The sequence below is a fragment of the Phycicoccus sp. Soil802 genome (assembly GCF_001429605.1).
Taxonomy (GTDB): domain Bacteria; phylum Actinomycetota; class Actinomycetes; order Actinomycetales; family Dermatophilaceae; genus Pedococcus.
In genome coordinates this window covers 487,598-509,091 of record NZ_LMSS01000007.1, presented here as the reverse complement: position 1 = coordinate 509,091, position 21,494 = coordinate 487,598, and the positions used below count along the sequence as shown (strand labels likewise).

The 21,494-nt window shown below is 72.1% G+C and carries 23 protein-coding genes and 1 tRNA gene; 18 read left to right on the top strand and 6 right to left on the bottom strand.

Annotated elements, in window-relative coordinates:
• Window positions 1-1,170 (bottom strand): hypothetical protein (locus ASG91_RS19280; RefSeq protein ID WP_157606433.1); only part of this gene is annotated, 1,170 nt, incomplete at its 3' end.
• 140 nt (window positions 1,171-1,310) lie between these two features.
• Between ASG91_RS19280 and ASG91_RS19275 the strand changes: the two genes are divergently transcribed.
• Window positions 1,311-1,625, top strand: a complete 315-nt coding sequence (locus ASG91_RS19275; protein WP_056924228.1) for a DUF2087 domain-containing protein — start codon at window positions 1,311-1,313, stop codon at window positions 1,623-1,625.
• On the opposite strand, the gene ASG91_RS19270 is transcribed toward ASG91_RS19275, so the two are convergent.
• A complete protein-coding gene (locus ASG91_RS19270) occupies window positions 1,622-2,038 on the bottom strand; it encodes a cupin domain-containing protein (RefSeq protein WP_056924227.1) in 417 nt (138 codons plus the stop codon). The two genes, ASG91_RS19275 and ASG91_RS19270, sit on opposite strands and share 4 nt — an antisense overlap.
• A 126-nt stretch (window positions 2,039-2,164) precedes the next feature.
• Here ASG91_RS19270 and ASG91_RS19265 point away from each other — a divergent pair, with 126 nt between their 5' ends.
• Both ASG91_RS19265 and ASG91_RS19260 read left to right on the top strand, forming a co-directional pair.
• Entirely contained in the window at window positions 2,165-3,148 is a 984-nt protein-coding gene (locus ASG91_RS19265) for a glycoside hydrolase family 68 protein (protein WP_056924226.1), read from the top strand.
• A gap of 135 nt (window positions 3,149-3,283) precedes the next feature.
• Window positions 3,284-3,826 (top strand): GNAT family N-acetyltransferase, encoded by a 543-nt coding sequence (locus tag ASG91_RS19260; protein ID WP_056924225.1) that lies wholly within the window; start codon window positions 3,284-3,286, stop codon window positions 3,824-3,826.
• 112 nt (window positions 3,827-3,938) lie between these two features.
• On the opposite strand, the gene ASG91_RS19255 is transcribed toward ASG91_RS19260, so the two are convergent.
• From ASG91_RS19255 to ASG91_RS19245, 3 genes are all read right to left on the bottom strand, one after another.
• The gene (locus ASG91_RS19255; protein ID WP_056924224.1) at window positions 3,939-4,817 is read right to left on the bottom strand and encodes an NAD(P)-dependent oxidoreductase; all 879 of its coding nucleotides are present in this window, start codon (window positions 4,815-4,817) and stop codon (window positions 3,939-3,941) included.
• An 11-nt stretch (window positions 4,818-4,828) separates the two neighbouring features.
• Entirely contained in the window at window positions 4,829-5,332 is a 504-nt protein-coding gene (locus ASG91_RS19250) for a DinB family protein (RefSeq protein WP_056924223.1), read from the bottom strand.
• A 104-nt stretch (window positions 5,333-5,436) separates the two neighbouring features.
• Window positions 5,437-6,084, bottom strand: coding sequence for an LON peptidase substrate-binding domain-containing protein (locus tag ASG91_RS19245; protein WP_056924222.1), 648 nt, complete (start codon window positions 6,082-6,084; stop codon window positions 5,437-5,439).
• A gap of 133 nt (window positions 6,085-6,217) precedes the next feature.
• Here ASG91_RS19245 and ASG91_RS19240 point away from each other — a divergent pair, with 133 nt between their 5' ends.
• The 14 genes from ASG91_RS19240 (at window position 6,218) to ASG91_RS19175 (ending at window position 20,350) form a co-directional block, all read left to right on the top strand.
• On the top strand, window positions 6,218-6,574 hold the full coding sequence (locus ASG91_RS19240; RefSeq protein ID WP_056924221.1) for an NADH-quinone oxidoreductase subunit A: 357 nt from the start codon (window positions 6,218-6,220) through the stop codon (window positions 6,572-6,574).
• A 98-nt stretch (window positions 6,575-6,672) separates the two neighbouring features.
• Window positions 6,673-7,239: an NADH-quinone oxidoreductase subunit B gene (locus ASG91_RS19235; protein ID WP_056924287.1), complete on the top strand. Its 567-nt coding sequence runs from the start codon at window positions 6,673-6,675 to the stop codon at window positions 7,237-7,239.
• Window positions 7,236-7,766 carry an NADH-quinone oxidoreductase subunit C gene (locus ASG91_RS19230; RefSeq protein ID WP_056924220.1) on the top strand — a complete coding sequence of 177 codons (531 nt, stop codon included), beginning with the start codon at window positions 7,236-7,238 and terminating at the stop codon, window positions 7,764-7,766. The genes ASG91_RS19235 and ASG91_RS19230 overlap by 4 nt, the downstream gene beginning before the upstream one ends.
• Complete coding sequence (nuoH, locus tag ASG91_RS19225) at window positions 7,763-8,722, top strand: NADH-quinone oxidoreductase subunit NuoH (RefSeq protein ID WP_200961364.1); 960 nt, start codon at window positions 7,763-7,765, stop codon at window positions 8,720-8,722. The genes ASG91_RS19230 and nuoH overlap by 4 nt, the downstream gene beginning before the upstream one ends.
• Window positions 8,719-9,378: a 4Fe-4S binding protein gene (locus tag ASG91_RS19220; protein WP_056924218.1), complete on the top strand. Its 660-nt coding sequence runs from the start codon at window positions 8,719-8,721 to the stop codon at window positions 9,376-9,378. The genes nuoH and ASG91_RS19220 overlap by 4 nt, the downstream gene beginning before the upstream one ends.
• On the top strand, window positions 9,375-9,917 hold the full coding sequence (locus ASG91_RS19215) for an NADH-quinone oxidoreductase subunit J (RefSeq protein WP_056924217.1): 543 nt from the start codon (window positions 9,375-9,377) through the stop codon (window positions 9,915-9,917). Before ASG91_RS19220 ends, ASG91_RS19215 begins: the two co-directional genes overlap by 4 nt.
• Entirely contained in the window at window positions 9,914-10,261 is a 348-nt protein-coding gene (nuoK, locus tag ASG91_RS19210) for an NADH-quinone oxidoreductase subunit NuoK (protein WP_056924216.1), read from the top strand. Before ASG91_RS19215 ends, nuoK begins: the two co-directional genes overlap by 4 nt.
• A complete protein-coding gene (locus ASG91_RS19205; protein WP_056924215.1) occupies window positions 10,258-12,132 on the top strand; it encodes an NADH-quinone oxidoreductase subunit L in 1,875 nt (624 codons plus the stop codon). Before nuoK ends, ASG91_RS19205 begins: the two co-directional genes overlap by 4 nt.
• A gap of 82 nt (window positions 12,133-12,214) precedes the next feature.
• Window positions 12,215-13,690 (top strand): NuoM family protein, encoded by a 1,476-nt coding sequence (locus tag ASG91_RS19200; RefSeq protein ID WP_056924214.1) that lies wholly within the window; start codon window positions 12,215-12,217, stop codon window positions 13,688-13,690.
• Between the two features lie 49 nt (window positions 13,691-13,739).
• A complete protein-coding gene (locus ASG91_RS19195; protein ID WP_056924213.1) occupies window positions 13,740-15,245 on the top strand; it encodes a proton-conducting transporter membrane subunit in 1,506 nt (501 codons plus the stop codon).
• Window positions 15,246-15,305: 60 nt separating this feature from the next.
• A complete protein-coding gene (gene htpX, locus ASG91_RS19190; RefSeq protein ID WP_056924212.1) occupies window positions 15,306-16,193 on the top strand; it encodes a zinc metalloprotease HtpX in 888 nt (295 codons plus the stop codon).
• Window positions 16,194-16,424: 231 nt separating this feature from the next.
• Entirely contained in the window at window positions 16,425-16,628 is a 204-nt protein-coding gene (locus tag ASG91_RS19185; protein WP_056924211.1) for a cold-shock protein, read from the top strand.
• 91 nt (window positions 16,629-16,719) lie between these two features.
• A complete protein-coding gene (gene pepN / locus ASG91_RS19180) occupies window positions 16,720-19,191 on the top strand; it encodes an aminopeptidase N (RefSeq protein WP_056924210.1) in 2,472 nt (823 codons plus the stop codon).
• Between the two features lie 181 nt (window positions 19,192-19,372).
• Complete coding sequence (locus tag ASG91_RS19175; protein ID WP_082594340.1) at window positions 19,373-20,350, top strand: serine/threonine-protein kinase; 978 nt, start codon at window positions 19,373-19,375, stop codon at window positions 20,348-20,350.
• Window positions 20,351-20,494: 144 nt separating this feature from the next.
• Here ASG91_RS19175 and ASG91_RS19170 read toward each other — a convergent pair whose 3' ends face one another.
• On the bottom strand, window positions 20,495-20,992 hold the full coding sequence (locus tag ASG91_RS19170; protein WP_056924209.1) for a YajQ family cyclic di-GMP-binding protein: 498 nt from the start codon (window positions 20,990-20,992) through the stop codon (window positions 20,495-20,497).
• 101 nt (window positions 20,993-21,093) lie between these two features.
• On the opposite strand from ASG91_RS19170, the gene ASG91_RS19165 reads away from it, so the two are divergent.
• A tRNA-Tyr gene (locus ASG91_RS19165) sits at window positions 21,094-21,174 on the top strand.
• Window positions 21,175-21,494: the final 320 nt, after the last annotated feature.

The following is a 21,494-nucleotide window of genomic DNA, read 5'->3' as shown; positions in this document are numbered from 1 at the left end:
GGTCCTGGCGCCGGGGCGGTAGGTGGTCGGGTCCTGCCAGCGGGTCGCGCCGGTGACCGAGTCGCTGCGGGCCAGGCGGATGGTGACGTCCGGGTCGTGGAGCAGGTCGACGATGTCGGCGGGGAGCAGCGACCCGAGCAGCGGCACCTCGGTGTGGGAGGACACGAACCACAGGTCGGCGCCGTGGTCGTGCAGGACCCCGTCGTCGACCTCCTCGCACCCACCCAGGTCTTGGTAGACACCAGCACCGACGGGACCTGCCTCCTCCGCGGCCTCGTCGGCGGGAGCCGGAGCAACACACTGCGCTGAGACGCCGAGGTCCGGACGGGTGTGGTGGCCGGCGTCGATCGGGGCGACGAGCTCGATGGTGGTGCTGATCGTGGCGTTGGCCTCGACGAGGTCGGTGAGTGCGTCGGCCCTTGCGGCGCCCATCCGCAGGCCGGGCTGGGCGCGGGCGTACTCGGCCGCGAGCCCGTCCACCGCACCCCAGATGCGCATCGCGACGGGGGTCGGCAGGTCGGCCTCCAACCGGCTCATCCCGGTGGACTCACCCGGGCGCACGCGCACGTCACTGCGGCCTCGCGCCAGGGCGGCGTGGTGGTCGGCGTCGTCGGGGGCGCACCGGTCGGCCGCGCGGCGGGCCCGCCGGCGCAGGGCAGCGCAGCTCAGCTCGGTGATGTCGCGCTCGAGCACTCGGGCTTCGAACTCGTGAAGCCGCGCCGCGGGTGCAGCCATCGACTCGGCGACGACCGCGTCCACGCGGTACGGCTCGAGGTCACCAGCCCACGCCAGGGCCTGCACCTGCGGCAGCGCGCACACCGCCCGGCGGGCCTGGTCGATGCGCGTCGACATGGTCCGCGGCGACACGTGCAGCAACGCCGCCAACGACCCCGCCGCAAGAGCCTGCCCGGACAGGTGCGGACGCCGGGAGCCGGCCAGCGCAGCGTCCGCTGCCTCCTGGTCGATTCGCTCGTCGCACCGCCGGACCACGGTCTCCATCGCCGACCGCTGCCGCGCGGTCACCGCACTGACCACCCGCTGCGACGCCAGGGTCAGCGCCTCGGCCTGCTCGGCCGGCAGGTCCGCGACCTCGTCGTCGGTCAGGGCGAAGAGCGCGCCAGCGAGGGCGGCCGGGTCGGCCGCCTGCACGTCCTGCACGCTCTCGAACATGTGTTCGAGCCTACACGGCGGCACCGACAGCCCGAGGCGCTGACCGGAAGCAGCCTGTGGACAACGAACGGACTGCCGCCAGAAGACAACATCGGGGAAAATGGTTGGGACCAAAGGAGATTGCGAGCTACGTTCGACGCATGGACCGCCCAGCCCTCGACGACGCCCTCACCGACCGACAGGCCGTGCTGCGTGCCTTCGTGCTCCCTGACGGGAGGCTCTCGGCGATCCCGACCCGTATTCGCAAGCGCCTCGTCGTCCTCAATGAAATGGCCCAGGCGTTCGAGATCGGCCAGACCTATGACGAGGCCCAGGTCAACAACTCCCTGCGCGCCTGGCACGACGACGTGGCGGCCCTGCGCCGCTACCTGGTCGAAGAGGGTTTCCTCGAGCGCCGCGACGGCCGCTACTGGCGCGCGGGTGGCACGATCGAGCACCCCGCCGCGACGTCCTAGGTCGCCAGCTCGAAGTCCTCGAAGTCGAACCCTGGCGACACCAGACAGCTGACCAGTGCGTCGTGGTCCGTTGCCACGGTCCGCTGCCAGTGTCCGGCTGGCACGAGGACCTGCGCGTCACCGCTGACCGCCAGGGTGCGGCGCTGGCACTGGTCGGTCGGCGCCGGGGCCGTGTCAGACCCGCCCAGCTCGAGCGTCACCACCCCCGTGTGGGCGAGCCACAGCTCGTCGGAGGCGACCCGGTGCCAGGCCGACTCCGCGCCGGCCGGGAGGAGGAAGTAGATCAAGGTCGCTGCCGACCGGGTGCGTCCGTCGGCGAGCTCGACGGTGGCCGGCGAGACCCAGGTCTGCCGGTACCACCCACCCTCCGGGTGTGGCTCGAGGTCGAGGGCTTCGGCAAGCGGCGGCTTCATGAACCCCAGTCTCGCGGACCGCGGCACGCGTGGGGGCAGGGGAGCGCAGGGAACGACGGCCGCACCCGCCCGTCCCACGACTCGGTTCAGCAGGTGACCGGCCCCACCTGCTGCCACACTCTGCTCATGCTGAGGCTGGATGACCTCTGGGTCTGGGACTCCTGGGTGGCTGACGACGGCGACCTCTACCACCTGTTCTTCCTCCAGGCGCCGCGCTCGCTCGGTGACCCGGGCCAGCGGCACACCGCCGCCACGGTGGGTCACGCCACCTCGCCCGACCTCGTCGACTGGACCTACCTCGGCGAGTGCTTCGGGCCCGACCACAGTGGCAACGAGCGCTTCGACGACCTCGCGATCTGGACGGGTTCGGTGGTCCACGACGGCGAGCGGTGGCGGATGTACTACACCGCGGTCTCGAAACGCGGCCATCACGTCTACGACCAGCGGGTCGGCTCGGCGGTCTCCGACGACCTGCAGCACTGGGAGCGCAGTGGCACCGAGCCGGTCGTCGGCGTCGACGGACGCTGGTACAAGAACCTGGCCAACACCCCGGCGCCCACCGAAGGCCCTGACCTCGAGGGCTCCAGCGAGACCTGGCGCGACCCCCTGGTCTTCGCCGACCCGGACGGCGACGGCTGGCACATGTTCGTCAGCGCGCGGGCCTGCGACGCTGCGCGCAACGACGACGGTGTGGTCGCCCACGCCACCAGCCCCGACCTCGAGACCTGGACCCTGGGACCGCCGCTCTGTGAGCCGGGCGCCGGGTTCGGCCAGCTCGAAGTCCTGCAGAACAAGCAGATCGACGGCCGCTGGGTGCTCGTCTTCACCTGCCACCCGCAGGAGATGACGCCGGAGCGCATCGCGCGCACCGGGGAGTACTGCACCTGGTCGGTGCCGGGTCCCGGACCGCTCGGACCGTGGGACATCGACGCGGCCCGCCCGTTCGCGGCGGAGCCGGACCTGTTCGCGGCGCCGCTGGTGCAGCAGCGCGACGGGTCGTGGGTGCTCGTCGGGTTCCGCAACCTCGAACCCAAGGGCATCGACGGCTTCCACATCATCGACCCGATCCCCGTCACCCTCGACGCCGACGGCTACCTCGTCGCTCGCTGACGTCGCCGGCTCACGCACAGCTCCAGAGCACGCCGAGGTATGCCGCGTGGCTGAGCCGGCCACGCGGCATACCTCCCGTGCCCGGCGCGGATATTGGCAGGCGACGAGCGCCGCTCCCTGTCTAGGGTCGCGACCATGTTCATCCGCCAGGAGCTGCCGTCCGACGCCGACGCGATCCGTGCGCTGCACCTCCGCGCGTTCGCGAAGCCGGCCACGCCGGACGCGCCGGCCACCGATGGGTCGCTCGAGGCTGACCTCGTCGACGAGCTGCGGGCCGAAGGCGACCTGTTGGCACCGCTGTGCCTCGTCGCGGTGGCGGACGGGGTCGTCGTCGGTCACGTCGCGATGAGCCGCGCCTTCCTCGACGACCGACCTGGGGCGCTGGCCGCACTCGGCCCGCTCGGGGTCCTGCCGGAGCGCCAGGGCGCGGGGGTCGGCTCGGCGTTGATGCACGCGACCATCGCCGCCGCGGATGCCGTGGGCCAGCGCGGGATCGTCCTGCTCGGCCATCCCACCTACTACCCGCGGTTCGGGTTCGGCCCGGCGGTCGACCACGGCATCACCCCGCCGCAGGACTGGGGACCGGCCGTCTTCATGCTGCGGACCCTCGGCGCCTGGGGCGACGGACTCACCGGTGCGTTCCGCTACGCCCCCGCCTTCGAGCGGCTCGACGGCTAGCCCCGACCGAGTCCCATCTTTATCGGGTCTAGCAGGAACGTTGACCCTCACACCGGAAGCGAAGTCGTGTGAGGGTCAACGTTGTCCCTAGACCCGATAAAGGTGAGGCGGGTCAGGAGAGGCGGCGCAGGACGTCCTCGAGGTCGGTGAGGTCGCGCGCCTGCTCGGGGCTCAGCGCCGCGAGCGGCGTCCTGGCCAGCCGGGCGTAGACCGCCGCCATGGCGGTGAACAGCTCCGGGCTGGCCCCGGCCGCGCCCTGGGTCTGCGCGATCTGCTCCATCTCGCCGACGAACCGCGCGCTCTTGCTGGTCGCCACCGCGATCCGGCGACCGGCCGTGGCGGCCGCGCCCGGGAACTCCTCGGCCAGGTCGGCCAGCACGACGTCGAGCACGCCGTGCGCCTGCGCCGTCTGGAGCGCCTGGGCCCACAGGGCGGTGCTGCCCTTGTAGACCGACGCGGTGCACATCTTCACCGCCGACGCCGACCCCGGGTCGGAGCCCACGACCCGCGTGCGCAGGCCGTCCGTGGCGAGCTCCGCCAGGGCGGCCGCCGCGCCGCCGGACAGGTAGAGCATGGTGTCGCCCCCGGGCGCGGGTGGGCCGCCGCTGATCGCCCCGTCGACGAAGTCGAGGCCCTGCGACCCGGCCAGGGCAGCGAGCTCGCGGACGGTCGCGGGCGAGATCGCGTTGAGGTCGGCCAGGAGCGGCCTCGCCCCGGTGCGGCGGCAGGCGGCCACGAGGTCGCTCATCGTGGCCACGGCACCACCAGGTGGCACCACGCTGACAACCACGTCGCTGCCGGCCACCACGGCGTCGAGGTCGGCGATGAGCTCCAGCCCGTCGGCCAGGGTCCGCGTGCGTTCGCTGCGGCCGGCGACCGTCGCCAGCACGCGCACCCCACCGGCCTGCCAGGCGCGAGCGAGGGCCGACCCCATGGCACCGGGTGACACCACCCCGATGGTGAGGCGGTCCCCGTTCCCGAGCCCAGGCATGCCGGGCACCCTCAGTCGCCGGTCCGGCCGTCGGCCAGCTCGCGCAGGATGTCGAGGTGGCCGTTGTGGCGTGAGTTCTCCTCGATCAGGTGCAGGACCACCCACCGCAGCGTGGGGTGCTCGCCCGACCGGAACGGTGTCTGCGAGCGGTCGTCGAGGTCGAGCCCGGCGATGATCGCGTCGGTGCGCTCGGCCTGCTCGGCATACTCCGCCAAGGTCTGGGCCAGCGGAGTCGTCGCACCGAGGCTGAACTCGCGGTCGGGCTCCTTGTCGGTCCACGGGCCGAGGTCGGGACCGCCGACGAACCGGTTCTCGATCCACGAGTGCTCGACCCAGCGCAGGTGGTTGACCACGCCGCCCAGGCTCATCAGCGGCGACCCCGGCAGGGGCGCCGCCCCCACGTGTTCGTCGGCGAGGTCGCGGCACTTCTCGGCAGCGGTGTCTCGCGTGTACTGGAGCATGGTGAGCAGGGTGGTGCGCTCGTCCCAGGCCTCGGGTTTGTCGGTTCGCGTCATGGGCCGACCCTGTCGCACCGACCGGCCGGGCGCCAGCGGATTGTCGGGCGCCAGCGGATTGTCCGGTGGCCGGTGATGCTGGGTCGGAGGAACTGGGTCGGCCGCTAGTTGGGGTTGAACCCGTGCTCGGGCGTCGGCGGCACCACGCCGAGCGTGGCGGCCAGCTGGCGCTCGCGCCGCACCAGCCGGAGCCCGAGCCGTAACCGGGTCTCGGTGTCGGCGGCGGCGAGCAGGTGCTGCCGGTCGCCGAGGTCGAGGCGCACGGCCGTGCCCACGGCATACGAGAGCTCGCCGGCATCGGTGGGCCACGTCGGCTCCTCGGCCCCGAGGGTGGCTGCGTAGTCGTGCAGGGCGCCGCGCAACCGGTCGGCCAGGTCGGCCACCGCGTCCGCGTCGCCGGTGCGCTCCTCGAGGAGGGTGACCTCCCCGGTCAGGTATGCCGTGCCGGCACCCTCCACGAGCGCGTCCAGCCGGAACCGGCGCACCCCGGTGGAGACCACCAGGTAGCGACCGTCGCCGACCGCGGCGGCCTGGTGCACCCGGGCCACGCAGCCGACCTCGTGCAGGTCACGGACCGCCTCGGGGCCGACCTCGTGGCCCTGCCGGATCGCGACCACCCCGAACTCGGGCACGTCCATCGCGTTGACGAGGTCGCTGAGCAGCTCGAGGTAGCGCGGTTCGAAGAGCTGCAACGGCAACGTCGCCCCCGGCACGAGCACGGTGCCGAGCGGGAACAGCGGGAGCCGGGCCATGCCCCTCACGCTAGGTGGCACCACGTCGGGGCAACACCCCGGACGCTGCCCACAGCCGCACGCCGGGTCTCGGCAGGTGCACCCAGGTCGGCGCACCACCCCTGCGGGGTGCCGTCCCACTAGGCTGCCAACCGTGTCGCCCTACGTCGTCATCGCCGCTGTGGTCGCGGTCGGCCTGCTGCTCTTCGTGGCCGCGATGGGCGCCAGGGCGCTGCTCGCCCCGAAGGCCCCGACCCGCGCCAAGCTGACGACGTACGAGTCCGGCGTCGACCCCGTCGGGCGGGACTGGGCGCAGACCCAGGTCCGCTACTTCGTCTACGCGTTCCTCTACGTCATCTTCGCCGTCGACGCGGTCTACCTGTTCCCCTGGGCGCTCGTCGTCCGGAGCAACCTCGGCGTGGCGTCGCTCGTGGAGATCGCGGTCTTCGTCGGCATCCTGCTGGTCGGACTGGTGCACGCCGCCCGCCGCGGTCTGCTGAGGTGGCTCTGATGACCACGACCCAGCCGACCCAGCCGACCCAGCCGACCCAGCCGACCCAGCCGACCCAGCCGGCCCCCGGGTCGACGAGCCGGCCCACGCCGCTACCGATGCCGCGCGTCGGTCCGGCGACGGACCTGGCACCCCAGCCGATCCGCGTCGTCCTCAACTGGGGACGCCGCTACTCCCTCTGGGTCTTCAACTTCGGGCTGGCCTGCTGCGCCATCGAGTTCATCGCGGCGTCGATGGCCCGGCACGACTTCATCCGGCTAGGGGTGATCCCCTTCGCGCCCGGCCCCCGGCAGGCCGACCTGATGGTCGTGTCCGGCACCGTCACCGACAAGATGGCGCCGGCCGTGCGGCGGCTCTACGACCAGATGCCCGAGCCCAAGTACGTCATCTCGTTCGGCGCCTGCTCGAACTCGGGTGGCCCCTACTGGGACTCCTACTCGGTCACCAAGGGCGTCGACACGATCATCCCCGTCGACGTCTACGTGCCCGGGTGTCCACCGCGTCCGGAGTCGCTGCTCCAGGGCATCCTCAAGCTCCAGGAGAAGATCGCCGCAGAGACGTTGACCACCAAGGGAATTCGTGCGAAGTACGCCGGCCACCGCATCGCATCGGCGGCCGAGGTCAACCGCCCGCTCGTGCCGCCGCCCACCAAGGCCGCCCCGTGAGCGACCCCACCGCGCTCACTCGGGCCGAGGTCGACCCTGCCGACTGGGTCGAGACGATCTCCGCTGCTCTGGCTGAGGGCTACACGTTCTTCGACTGGCTGACCGCAGTCGACCAGCTCGACGACGAGCAGGCTCCCGGGCTCGACGTCGTGTGCCACCTGATGGATGGCTCGACGCCGAAGTCGTTGCGCCGCAAGCTCTTCCGCACTCGCGTCCCATCCGGGTCCAGCCTGGCCAGCCTGACGCCGGTGTTCCGTGGTGTGGCGTGGCACGAGCGTGAGACCCACGAGATGTTCGGTCTCGACTTCGACGGCTTCGACGACGGCACCGGGCTCGGCCTCCGGCCGCTCCTCCTGCCCGACGGCTTCGAGGGCACGCCGCTGCGGAAGTCGTTCGTCCTCGCGGCGCGCGCCTCCAAGCCGTGGCCGGGTGCCAAGGAGCCGGGCGAGTCCGAGCACGCCAAGCCCACCGGTCGGCGCCGCGTCTCAGCGCCGGGTGTGCCCGACCCCGAGTGGGGGCCGCGGTGAACGACGCCGTCGAGGTGACGCTGCGCGCCGTCGGCGTGCTGGCGGCCTTCCTCGTCCTCCCGTTGCTGGTGGGCCAGACCGAGCACAAGGTGATGGCCCACATGCAGGGCCGCCTCGGCCCCATGTATGCCGGTGGGTTCCACGGGTGGGCGCAGCTGGTCGCCGACGGGGTCAAGTTCGTGCAGAAGGAGGACATCACCCCGGCGGCTGCCGACCAGCGGGTCTTCCGGTTCGCCCCGGCGGTCGCCCTCGTCCCCTACCTCGTCGCGATGGCCGCCATCCCCCTCAGCCCGGACGTGGTCGCGGCCGACCTGCCCGCGTCGGCGGTGTTTGTCCTCGCGGTCACCGCGGTCGGCATCCTCGGCACCCTGATGGCCGGGTGGGCGAGCGCCAACAAGTACTCCCTGCTGGGCGCCATGCGGGCGGCCGCGCAGCTGCTCTCCTACGAGCTGCCGATGGTGCTCGCGGTTGCGAGCATCTGCCTCGCCGCAGGCTCCCTCTCGCTGTCCGGCATCGTCGCCGCCTGGTCGCCGTGGTGGCTGGTCCTCCAGCTCCCGGGGGCGATCGTGTTCCTGGTGTCCGCCGTGGCCGAGCTCCAGCGCCCGCCGTTCGACATGCCGGTCGCCGACTCCGAGATCGTGTTCGGCGCCTACACCGAGTACACCGGGCTGCGGTTCGCGTTCTTCCTGCTCAGCGAGTACGCCGGGATCGTCGTCATGTCCCTGCTGTTCGCCGTCCTCTACCTCGGTGGCTGGCACGGCCTGGCCAGCGACCAGCTCGGCTGGCTGTGGACCCTGCTCAAGGGCTTCTGCATCGCGGTGGTCGTGATCTGGCTCCGGGTGGCCTGGCCGCGGCTGCGCGAGGACCAGCTGCAACGACTGGCCTGGCTCGTCCTGGTGCCCCTGGCGCTGGCCCAGCTGGCCCTGACCGGAGTCTGGGTGGTGGTCGCAGCATGACTGAAGAGGCGAAGAAGCCGGGAGCCATCGGCATACCCGGGATCCTCAAGGGGCTGGCCACGACGGCGCGGACCATGGCCAAGCCGACCCACACTGCGGAGTACCCCCACGCGCAACCGCACCTGCCACCGCGCAGCCGTGGGGTGATCGCGCTGCTCGAGGAGAACTGCACCTCCTGCATGCTCTGCGCCCGCGAGTGCCCTGACTGGTGCATCTACATCGACTCCCACAAGGAGACGATCCCCGCGACGACCCCGGGTGGACGCGAGCGGCAGCGCAACGTCCTCGACCGGTTCGCGATCGACTTCAGCCTCTGCATGTACTGCGGCATCTGCATCGAGGTCTGCCCGTTCGACGCGCTGCACTGGAGCCCCGAGTTCGAGTACTCCGAGCTCGACATCCGCGACCTCCTGCACGAGAAGGACCGGCTCGGCCAATGGATGCCCACGGTGCCGCCGCCCTCGGCGCTCGACGAGCACTCCGCCGAGGCCGCCGAGATCGGCGCGACCACCCGACCCGGACGCCTGGTCCGCACGACCCCGGCCCGTCCGGCACCGACCCGGGCCACCCCGTCCGGCCAGGAGCCGCCGCCCGCGTCTGGCCAGGAGCCGCCGCCCCCGACCGCATCGGAGCCAGCCCCGGAGCCCGGGGAATGACGGCTCTCGACGTCGCCTTCGCCGCGGTCGGCCTCGTCACGGCCGCGAGCGGGCTGCTCGCCGTGACCACCCGCCACGTGGTGCACGCCGCGCTCTGGCTGGTGGTCTGCCTCGGCGCGGTGGCGGGTTGCTACCTGGTGCTCGGGGCGGAGTTCGTCGCGCTCGTGCAGCTGCTCGTCTACGTTGGCGCGATCGTCGTGCTGGTCCTCTTCGCCCTCATGCTGACCCGCGCGCCGATCGGCGCGAACCCCGACATCAGCACCGGCCGCCTGCACCGCGTGCTGGCCGGCGTCCTGGGCGCAGGAGTGACCGCGCTGCTCGCCGCCGCGCTGCTGCCACTGGCCGGCCCGGCCGTCGAGCGTCGTGACACGTCCACTACCCAGCTCGCCGAGCAGCTGTTCGGCACCTGGGTCTGGCCCTTCGAGGTCCTGTCCGTCCTCCTGCTGGTCGCGCTGGTGGCCGCGATGGCGGTGTCGCGCATGACGCGTCCGTCGGTCGCCGCCGAGCCCGCGGTGACCGGTGAGGACGGCGTCGCATGATCCACCTCACGGGTCCCTACCTGCTCGCCGCGGTCCTTGCCGGGCTCGGCACCTACGGCGTGCTCGCCCGGCGCAACGCCGTGCTGGTGCTCATCGGCGTCGAGCTGGTCCTCAACGCCGCGAACCTCCTGCTCGTCTCCGTGGGCGCGAGCGGCGGCGACCGCTGGGCCGCCGGCAACGTCCTCACGCTGTTCGTCATCACCATCGCCGCGGCCGAGGTGGTGGTTGCGCTGGCCGTGGTGCTGGCCGTCTTCCGGTTGCGCGGCGCCGTCGACCTCAGCGAACCGGCCAGCGAACCGGTCAGCGAGCCAGTCATCGGCGAGGCCGACGAGGTGCGGTCGTGAGCGGCACCGCCACCCGGCTCGTCGTCCTCGTCCCGGTCGTGGCGGCCCTCCTCGGCCTGCTGGTGGCGCGTCGGGCCGACGTCCGCGCGGCCCGGCTCCTGGCCGTCGGCGCCGCCGTCCTCGCCGTGCTCTTCGCCCTGGCCGAGGTGGTCGGCGTCCACGGCTCGTCCGGCGCGCGCACGGTCTCGTCGATCCCCGCGCTCGCGGCAGGGGAGCTGCGGATCCCGTTGCAGCTGCAGGCGACCACGGCCACCGCGACGATCGCGCTGGTGGTCGCCGTCGTCGGCTGGGCGGTACAGGTCTTCGCGGGGTGGTACCTGAAGGACGACGACCGCTACGGCATCTTCGCCGCCACCGTCTCGCTCTTCACCGCCGCCATGCTCCTCGTGGTCCAGTCCGCCGACCTCGTCCTCACCCTCGTCGGCTGGGAGGTGATGGGCTGGTGCTCGTACCTCCTGATCGGCCACTGGAGCCGCAAGGAGACCGCTCGCCGCGCCGCGCTCAAGGCCTTCCTCGTCACCCGCCTCGCGGACGTCGGCTTCGTCCTCGGGGTGGTGATCCTGGCCGCGGGAGCCGGCTCCACGGCATACCGGCGGGTCGTGCAGTCCTGGGCCGGCACCGGCTGCAACGACGCGGGAGCCTGCACCGGCCCCAGCACCACCCTCCTCAACGCGGCCATGGTGCTGCTCGTCATCGGCATCCTCGGCAAGTCGGGCATGGTGCCCTTCCACGACTGGCTCCCCGACGCCATGGAGGGCCCGACGCCCGCCTCGGCCCTGATCCACGCCGCGACGATGGTCGCCGCCGGCACCTTCGTGCTCGCCCAGCTCTTCGACGTCCTCGCCGCCGCCGACGGTGCCCGCTGGCTGCTCGCGCTGAGCACCGCCGTGACGATGGTGTATGCCGCGGTGCTGGCCTTCGGGCAGAGCGACCTCAAGCGGCTGCTCGCCTACTCGACCCTGAGCCAGGTCGCCCTCATGCTGTCCGCGCTCGCGGTGGCACCGGCGGACGACGGGCCCGGCGCGGGCGTCCTCCACCTCTACTCCCACGCCTTCTTCAAGGCGTTGCTGTTCCTCGCGATCGGCTGGCTCAGCGTCACGGTCGGCGGCACCGCCGCGGCCACGATGCGCGGAGGGGTGCGGGGCCACCTCTTCATCCGGCCGGCGATGTTCGTCGGGCTGCTCTCGCTCGCCGGGGTCCCGCCGCTGGTCGGGTTCGTCTCCAAGGAGCACGTGCTTGACGCAGCGGAGGCCGGCATCGGCGCAGGCGAGGCCCGCGCCTGGCTGGTGCTCCTGGCCGGGCTGCTGACGGTCGCCCTCACCGCGGCCTACTGCATGCGCGCCTGGATCGTGCTCGACGACCTGGGCTCCGCCGACATCGAGCGCCACGACGCCGACACCGCGACCGTCGGCGTCCGCACGGCGGTCACGGTCCTGACCGTCCTCACCGTCGTCGGCGGCCTCGTCGTCGTGACCCCGTTGCTCGACCTCGGCGGCCACATCGGCTGGCTCGTCGCGTTGCTCAGCATCCTGCTCATCGTCGGTGCCGGTCTGGCCGTGCGCTCGGTCGCCGCGGGGAAGGACCCGGCCGTCCGGGTCGTCGGCGCGCGGATGCCGTCGTTCGACGCCGGGCTCGGGGTGGACCGGCTCTACGTCGCGCTGGTCGCACGACCCGTGCTGGCGCTGGCGCACCTCGTCGTGTTCCTCGACCGGGAGGTCGTCGACGCCTACGTCCGCGGGGCGGCTGCGGCGACCCGGTTCGGTGGCACCGGCGGCCAGCGGGCCCACCGGGGCGAGGTGGCCGCCTCCGGGCTGGCCTGGGTCGTGGCCGGGGTCGTGGCGGTCGCCCTCGCAGGGGTGGCGCTGTGGTGAACCAACAGACCGTGGTGAACCAACAGACCGTGGTGAACCAACAGACCGTGGTGAACCAACAGACCGTGGTGAAGGTGACGCCGTGGTGATCCTGGTCAGCCTCGTGGTCCCGGCCGCCGTCGCCGTCTGGCTGCTCACCGGTGGCCGCGGCGTCTCCCACCGCACCGCCAACCTGCTCGCCAGCGCGGCCAGCGTGGTGACGCTCGCCGGCGTGCTGTTCGCCGTGATCACCCGTCCCACCGTCGACCGCGCGTGGGTGCCGTCGCTCGGGCTGCGCTGGCAGCTGGCGGTCGACGGGATCAGCGCGCCGCTCCTGCTGCTCACCGCGATCCTCGGCGTCGGGGTGGTCCTGCACACCCTCGACCGGCCGCCGCAGGGTGGCACCACGGCTGCCTTCCACGCCTGCCTGCTCCTGGTCGAGTTCGGCGCGCTGGCCACCTTCTACGCGCGTGACGCGGTGCTCTTCTTCGTGGCGTTCGAGCTGGTCCTCGTGCCGATGTGGGTGCTCATCACCCGGTTCGGCGACCCCCACGACGCGGCGGCGCGGGCCGACGCCGGAGGACGGTTCGTCCTCTACACGGCCTTCGGCTCGACCCTGATGCTCGTCGGCATCCTCGCCCTCGTCGCCAAGGCCGGCACGTCCGACCTCGACGTCCTCGCCCAGGGCGGCGGGCACGGCATACCCGTCGGCACCCAGACCCTCGTCGCGGCGCTGCTGGTGGCCGGGCTGGCCGTCAAGGTGCCGGTCTTCCCGGTGCACACCTGGCTCCCGCCGGCCCACACCACAGCACCGACCGCCGGCTCGGTGCTGCTGGCCGCCGTGCTCCTCAAGATGGGCACCTACGGTCTGGTCCGGCTGCCGCTGGCTTCGCTGCCGGAGGGCTTCGCGCACGTCGCACCGGTCCTCGCGGTGCTCGGCGCGGTCGGCATCCTCTGGGGAGGCCTGGCCTGCCTGGTCGAGCGTGACCTCAAGCGGCTGGTCGCCTACTCGTCCGTGGCCCACATGGGCTTCGTGGTCCTCGGGCTGTCCAGCGGCACCCGCACCGGCCTGCAGGCCGCGCTGTTCGCGAACGTCGCCCACGGCGTGGTCTCCGCGCTCCTGTTCGTCGTCGTGGGCGGGCTCAAGGAGCGCTGGGGGAGTGCCGACCTGGAGACGGCGCGGGCCGCCCTGCGGGAGGTCACCCCGCGCCTCGGGTTCGCCCTCGTCGTCGGGCTCGCCGCCTCGCTGGGGCTGCCCGGCCTCGCGGGCTTCTGGGGCGAGTTCCTCAGCGTGTATGCCGCGTGGTCACCCGCCGCCGACCGTCCCGAGGGGCTCTTCCGCGCCCTGGCCGTCGTCGGCGCCCTGGGGACGGTCCTGGCCGCCGCCTACGCGCTGCGGGTCCTGCGGACGGTCTGGGCCGGCGAGCGCACCGCGCCCCGGATCGAGGACAGCCGCGACAGCGAGTGGGACGTCATCGCCGTGCTGGTCCTGGCCGTCCTGCTGCTGGGCATCGCACCCGGGCCGCTGCTCGCCCTCACCGACGACACGGTGAGCACCATCATCGGAGCCGCGCCATGAGCGCGCTTACGGCCACCAACCTGGTCGCCAACACGATCGGGGGTGCCGGATGAGCGCACCCACGGCCACCAGCCTGGTCACCTTCGACTGGGTGGCCCTGGCCCCCGTCGCTGTTCCTGCCCTGGGCGCCGTGCTCGTCCTCGTCGTCGACGTCCTCGCCCCCCGGCTGGTCCGGCTGCATGCCGCCGTCGGCGTCCTCGCGCTGGTGGCCGGCATCGCCCTCGCCGTGCCCGGGGCGCTGCGCTCGGCCGACGACCCGCTGCGCACGCTGTGCCTGCCTGCTCCCGACGGCGCCTGCCTCTACGAAGCGGGTCCGCTCGCCAGCGCCTTGCAGCTGGGCGCCCTCGCGTCGGCGCTCCTCGTCCTCCTGCTCAGCTGGCCCGGGGCCGACCCCCGCGACCACCTGCGCGGCGGCCCGGCGGTCATCGTGTCGCTGGTCCTCGCTGCGACGGCAGGTGCCGCGGGTGTCGCGGCCGCGCACGACCTCGGGTCGTGGCTGGTGTGCCTCGAGCTGGCCACCCTGCCGGCGATCGCGCTGGTCGCCCTCCGCGGTGACGCTCCGGCCGGACGGGGTGCGCTCGCCCTGCTGACGACGTCGCTCGTCTCGTTCGCGATGGTCGTGCTGGGGGCAGCGCTGTGGCTGCTGTCCACCGGCGAAGCCGTCTTCGCGGCCGGTGGGGTGCAGGACGCGCTCGCCGACCCGGAGCGCCGGGTCGTGCTCCTGCTCGGCGCGCTGCTCCTGCTCGCCGGCCTGGGGTTCAAGCTCAGCCTCGTCCCGTTCCACGTCTGGACACCGCAGGCCTATGCCGGTGCCACCGAACCGGTTGCCGCCTTCCTCGCCGCGACCTCGAAGGTGGCCGCGCTCGCCGCCTTGCTCGTGGTGGTCCAGCCACTCGTCGGCGCAGGCACCCCGGTGCTGGTCGGCATCGGCATCCTGGCCGCCGTGTCGATGACCGTCGGCAACGTCCTGGCGCTGGTCCAGGACGACCCGGTGCGGCTGCTGGCGTGGTCCACCGTCGCCCAGGCCGGGTGGGTGGTGCTGCCGCTCTCGGCGCTCGACGACGACTCCGCCGCGGCCTCCGGCGGATACCTGCTCGCCTACGTGGTCGCGACGCTGGTCGCGTTCACGGTGGTGCACGTGGTCACGGCCACACCGCGGCGCCGCGGGGTGGTCGACCAGGGGCGCACGCTCGCGGCATACACCGGGCTGCTGCGCGCCCACCCGCTGCTCGGCGGGGCGCTGGGACTGGCCCTGCTGTCGCTCGCCGGTCTGCCGCCGGGGGTCATCGGCCTCGTGGCGAAGGTGGTCGCGCTGCGTCCGGTCGTCGGCGCCGGCCAGTGGCTGCTCGTCGCCGTAGCGGTGCTCAACGCCGTGATCGGGGTGGCGGTCTACCTGCGCTGGTTCGCGGTGCTGCTCCGGGACCCCGACGAGGGGCCGGCGCGCGCCGTCATTCGCCGCATCCCCCGGTCTGCACTGGCCGCGCTCGTCCTCGGCGGGACCGCCCTCGTGGCCACCAGCCTGATGCCCCAGCTGCTGCTCGGGCTCCTCGGCTGAGCGGCACTGCAGGGCGGCTGCACGGGGAACGCCAGCACGGAAGGGAGCGTTGAGGCAGACATGCACAACCATTTCAACGGGCTCAAGACCGCAGCCCTCTTCGGCGGGATCTTCGCCCTCCTGCTCGGCATCGGTGGGGTCATCTCGGCCTCGACCGGCAGCTCGGCGTTCATCTGGCTGTTCGCCCTCTTCGGCGTCGGCATGACCGCCTTCGGCTACTGGAACTCCGACAAGCTCGCCATCAAGGCGATGCACGCCTACCCCGTCAGCGAGGCGCAGGCCCCGGCGATGTACCGGATCGTCCGTGAGCTCTCGACCGCGGCCGGCAAGCCGATGCCCAAGCTCTTCATCAGCCCCACCGCCGCACCCAACGCCTTCGCGACCGGCCGCAACCCCGAGAACGCCGCCGTCTGCTGCACCGAAGGCATCCTCGGGCTGCTCGACGAGCGTGAGCTGCGCGGGGTCCTCGGCCACGAGCTGATGCACGTCTACAACCGCGACATCCTGACCGGCTCGGTGGCCGCGGCAGTGGCCGGCGTGATCACCTCGGTGGCCCAGATGCTCATGTTCGCAGGCATGTTCGGCGGTGGGGGCAACGACGAGGACCGCCCCAACCCGCTGGCGATGCTCGCGATGGCGCTCCTCGCGCCGTTCGCCGCGATGATGATCCAGATGGCGATCAGCCGCACCCGCGAGTACGACGCGGACGAGGACGGCGCCAAGCTCACCGGCGACCCGCTGGCGCTCGCGTCGGCCCTGCGCAAGCTCGAGGCCGGAGTCGCCCAGGCGCCCCTGCAGCCGACGCCGGCGATCCAGAACTCCAGCCACATGATGATCGCCAACCCGTTCCGGCCGCAGGACGTGTCGCGGTTCTTCTCGACGCACCCCCCGATGACCGAGCGGATCGCCCGGCTCGAGCAGCAGGCCTACGGCTTCCGCCAGCGCTGATTTGACCCCTTCCCGGGCCCACCCCAGACTGCCTGTCGGCGACTCGCCAGGGCCCGGGAATGAAAGTCTGGCGGATTCACGTTACAGTTGGCGCAGTTGCAGTTCCTCGTGTGAGTGGGCCCGCCAGTGTGCGGGCCTTTTCCGTAAGCGGTGTATTCCGTGTCGTGGTGATTTCGCAGCTGGTGGTCCGCATCCGCGGCCACATCGGCCAATTAGGAAAAGAGTTATCCCATGGCACAGGGAACAGTGAAGTGGTTCAACGCTGAGAAGGGCTTCGGCTTCATCGAGCAGGACGGCGGCGGCGCCGACGTCTTCGTGCACTACTCCGCGATCGAGTCCGGCGGCTACCGCTCGCTCGACGAGGCGCAGCGCGTCGAGTTCGACATCACGCAGGGCCCGAAGGGTCCCCAGGCGGAGAAGGTCACGGTCATCTGACCTGCCCCACCTCTGAACTTCAGTTCGAAGCCCCCGGCCGTCTCGGCCGGGGGCTTCGGCGTTCCCCGGCACGGCTGGTTGAATCGGTGCCATGCCTTCCCTGACCCGGGCCGAAGCACGTCGGCGTTCCGAGCTCCTGACCGTGACGAGCATGGCGGTGGACCTCGACCTCGACCAGGGCGAGCAGACCTTCGGCTCCCGCTCGAGGATCTCCTTCGACTGCGCGGAGCCGGGCGCCACCACGTTCGTCGACGTCCAGCCGGTCGAGCTGACCGCGATCGTCCTCAACGGCCGGGCGCTCGACGTGGCCGCCCTCGTGGACGGCCGGGTCGAGCTGGTCGGGCTCGAGGCCCAGAACGTCCTCGAGGTCGAGGCGACGATGGCCTACAGCCGCGACGGGCAGGGTCTGCACCGGGCGGTCGACCCGGCTGACGGCGAGCACTACGTCTACGGCCACCTGTTCCTCGACGCGGCCCCCCGGGTCTACGCCTGCTTCGACCAGCCCGACCTCAAGGCTCCCTACTCGGTGACCGTGGCCGCCCCCGGGGAGTGGCTGGTCCTCGGCAACGGCGCGGCCACCCGGGTCTCGCCCGGTCGCTGGGAGCTCGCCGAGACCCGGCCCCTGGCCACCTACTTCGTCACCGTCTGCGCCGGTCCCTACGCGTCCGTGCTCGACGAGCACGACGGCATACCCCTCGGTATCCATGCCCGAGCGTCGCTGCGCACCCACCTGGAGCGCGAGGCCGGCCAGATGCTCGAGGTGACCCGCGCGAGCTTCGACTACTACCACGCGCTGTTCGGGATCCGGTACCCGTTCGGGGAGTACCACCAGGTCTTCGTGCCCGAGTTCAACGCCGGCGCGATGGAGAACCCCGGCTGCGTGACGTTCCGCGACACCATGGTCTTCCGGGGTGCCGCGGCCCGCGACGAGGTGCTCGCGCGCACCAACACGATCGTGCACGAGATGGCGCACATGTGGTTCGGCGACCTCGTCACCATGCAGTGGTGGGACGACCTGTGGCTCAACGAGTCGTTCGCCGAGTACATGGCCCACCGCACCTGTGTCGCGGCGACCGAGTTCACCGACGCGTGGGTCGACTCGACCGTGGCCCGCAAGGCGTGGGGGTATGCCGCGGAGCGCACCCCCTCGACGCACCCCGTGGCCGGGTCGGCTGCGCCCGACGCCCAGGCGGCGCTGCAGGACTTCGACGGCATCTCCTACGCCAAGGGAGCCGCCACGCTGCGCCAGCTGATCGCGCACATCGGTGACGACGCCTTCATCGCCGGGGTCGGCGACTACCTGCGCCGGCACTCCTACGGCAACGGCACGCTGGCCGACTTCATGGGCTTCATGGAGCACGCGAGCGGGCAGTCGCTGACCGACTGGAGCCGGGCGTGGCTGCTCACGGCAGGGGTGGACGTGATCTCGGTCGACCGGGCCGACGGTGCCGTGGAGCGCACCGTGCCGGGCCGGTTCCCGGCCGACCGGCCGCACACGATGGACGTCGCCGGGTTCACCGGCGGCGACGAGGTGTTCCGGGTGCCGGTGACCATCACGCAGGACCGTACCGTCGTCGCGGCGCTGCGGGACGGGCCGGCCGCCGAGCTCGTCGTGCCGAACGCGTCCGACCTCACCTGGGCGACCGTGACCCTCGACCCCGAGTCGGTCGCGGCCGTGCCGACCGCCCTGGCCAGCGTGCCCGACGTGCAGGCGCGGGCCGTCGTGTGGATCGCGCTGGTCGACGGCGTCTGCCTCGGCACGGTGGACCCGCGGGTGCTCGTGCGGACCTTCGGCCACGCCTGGCCGGTCGAGGACAACGACTCGATCCTGAGCCGCACGGCGCTGGCCCTCCTGGGCCGGATCATCCCCACCTTCCTGCCGCCTGCCGAGCACGAGTGGGCCGAAGGGGTCGTGGCGAGCTCGGCCGAGCAGGTGCTCGCCGCGGCCCGGCCCGGCTCGACCCGGGCCCTGGTCGCGGCCAGGACGGTCGCCCGCTCGTCCGGCGACGAGACGCTCCTGCGGGCCTGGGCGGCGGCCAAGGACCGCCCGGCCGGCCTCGAGGAGGACTCGGACTTCGGCTGGATCGCGGTGCGCAACCTGGCCGCGAGGGGGCTGGTCGACGAGGACTTCGTTGAGGGTCGCCGGGCCGACGACGACACCCTCCAGGGCCGGCTCAACGCCCTCATGGCACGGGCTGCCATGCCGGGCGCCGACGCGAAGGCGTGGGCGTGGGCGGAGCTCACCACCAACCGGTCCCGCTCGAACTACGAGCTCAACGCGCTGGCCCAGGGGTTCTGGCTGGCCGACGACCTCGCCGTCGTGCGCCCCTACGCCGAGCGCTACTTCGCCGACGTGCCGGCCATGAGCGACTGGGTGGGTGAGGACGCCATCGCCCGCGTCGCGACCCTGGCCTACCCCGGTCGGGTGGTCGAGGACGCCACGGTGGAGCGCAGCGAGGCCACGCTGGGCGGAGGCGGGCTCACCGCCGGGGTGCGCCGGTCGATGGTCGACGCGGAGTCGCAGCTTCGCGAGGCGCTGCGGTCCCGGGCCACCTTCGGCTGAGCCTGCGTGGGGTTCGGTCCGCCGAACCGCCCGGACCGCGTCTGTGCAGGTCAGGGGGCCGTGCGACGCGGTGCTCCGGGCGGTTTTTCCGCATTTTGGGGGTATCGTTGCCTGCGGCGAGGCCGTCGGATGTCAGCAGACGTTCAGCTCCGTCCACGGAGGTCTGGGTGGATATCCCTCGATGAATCGACTGACTGAAGGCTTGGTCCTCGGCGAACGCTACGTGCTGGGCGCGCGGATCGCCTCCGGCGGCATGGCCGACGTCTGGGCGGGCACCGACGAGGTGCTGCAGCGGTCGGTCGCCCTCAAGGTGATGCGGCCCGACGCCGGTCACGAGGAGCTCTTCGCCCTCCGGTTCCGCGACGAGGCGGTGCACTCGGCTGCCCTCCTGCACCCGAACATCGCCACGGTCTTCGACTACGGCGAGGACGACGGCCTGGCGTTCCTGGTGATGGAGCTGGTCAAGGGTGAGCCGCTGTCCCTGCTGCTCAAGCGGCGCGGCCCGCTCGACCCGGCGGAGGTGCGCTCCCTGATCGGCCAGGCCGCCCTGGCCCTGGGCGTGGCGCACGAGGCCCGCGTGATCCACCGCGACGTCAAGCCGGCCAACATGCTGGTGCGCCCTGACGGGCTGGTGAAGCTCACCGACTTCGGGATCGCGCGCGCCCTTGACGCCGCCGGCCACACGAGGGCCGGCGAGATGCTGGGGACCCCTGACTACATCAGTCCCGAACAAGCCCTCGGCGAGGCGGCGACCGGCGCGAGCGACCTCTACGCGCTGGGCGTCGTGGCGCACGAGATGCTCTCCGGTCGCAAGCCGTTCGACCGGGGCACCCCGGTCGCGACCGCGCTGAGCCACGTCAACGAACCCCCTCCGCCGCTCCCGGACGGCGTCCCCGAGGACCTCGCGTCGCTGGTCGCCGACTGCCTCGCGAAGGACCCCGCGGACCGTCCCGCGAACGCCCGCGAGGTCGCCTCCCGGGTCGGTCTCGGCGACCAGGAGATGGCCGGCCTCGCCCTGGGCCTGGCCAGTGCCCTCGACAGCTGGGCCGAGGACGACTCGCCCGACACCGACGGCTCGGTCATCCGCTTCCCCGACCTGGGTGGCCCGACGATGGCCATGGAGACCGGCACGGACACCGCCCGGCCCGGCAGCGCGTAGCGCACGCCCACACACAGGTATGCCGCCGTCCCCGGCTGGGGGACGGCGGCATACACCTTTATCGGGTCTACGGACTTCCGCCGGCTTCACCCCGCAATGTTTCCGGGGTGAAACTGCCCTTGCCCGGGTTGGGCCCGGCCGGGGTCAGCGGTAGTTGGTGAACTGGATCGCGAAGTCGAGGTCCTGGCCCTTGAGCAGCGCCTGGACGGCCTGCAGGTCGTCGCGCGACTTGCTCGTGACCCGCAGCTCGTCGCCCTGAATCTGCGACTTCACTGACTTGGGGCCCTCGTCACGGATGATCTTGCCGACCTTCTTGGCGTTCTCCTGCGAGATGCCCTCCTGCAGGCCGACCTCGAGGCGGTACTCCTTGCCGGACAGCTGCGGACCGCGCTCCGGCACGTCCAGGTGCTTGAGGGAGACCTTTCGCTTGACCAGCCAGGTCTGGAACACGTCGAGGACGGCGTTGGCGCGCTCCTCGGTGTTCGCCTTGATGACGACCTTGTCCTCGCCGCTGGCCTCGATGGACGCGCCGACGTTCTTGAAGTCGTAGCGGGTGGCCACCTCGCGCGCTGCGCTGTTGAGGGCGTTGGCGACCTCCTGGTGGTCGATCTTGCTGACGATGTCGAACGAGCTGTCGGCCATGGTGGCGTGTCCTTCCTGGGCGTCACGCGGCTCCCACCCGGTCGGGTGGATACCGGTTTCGGCATTCGTGGTTGTCCTTGCTATCCTTCCACGCGCACCAAGGCAGGTTGCCCGAGCGGCCAATGGGAGTGGACTGTAAATCCATCGCGAAAGCTTCGAAGGTTCGAATCCTTCACCTGCCACCCAGTGCACAAGAGGGCCCCTGACCAGCGGAAACGCAGGTTTGGGGCCTTCTTCGTTGCCCCGTCTCGTGTCCGGCTGACAGCGGCCCTGAACGGTGTTCTACGGGTGCCAGTGGGGAACTGGTGGGGAAATTCGGGCCTGGCCCCTGTCTCGGGCCCTTGGCGTTCACGGAGTCTCGGTGGACGCAAGGGCCGACTGGATCCGCCGACGTGCCGCCTCGTCCTGTCCCGAGATGCGCGTGGCATAGACGCGGAGAAGCACGTTCACGCTGTGGCCTGCCCACTCCGCGAGCTGAGTTGCCGGGACGCCGGCGTTCAGC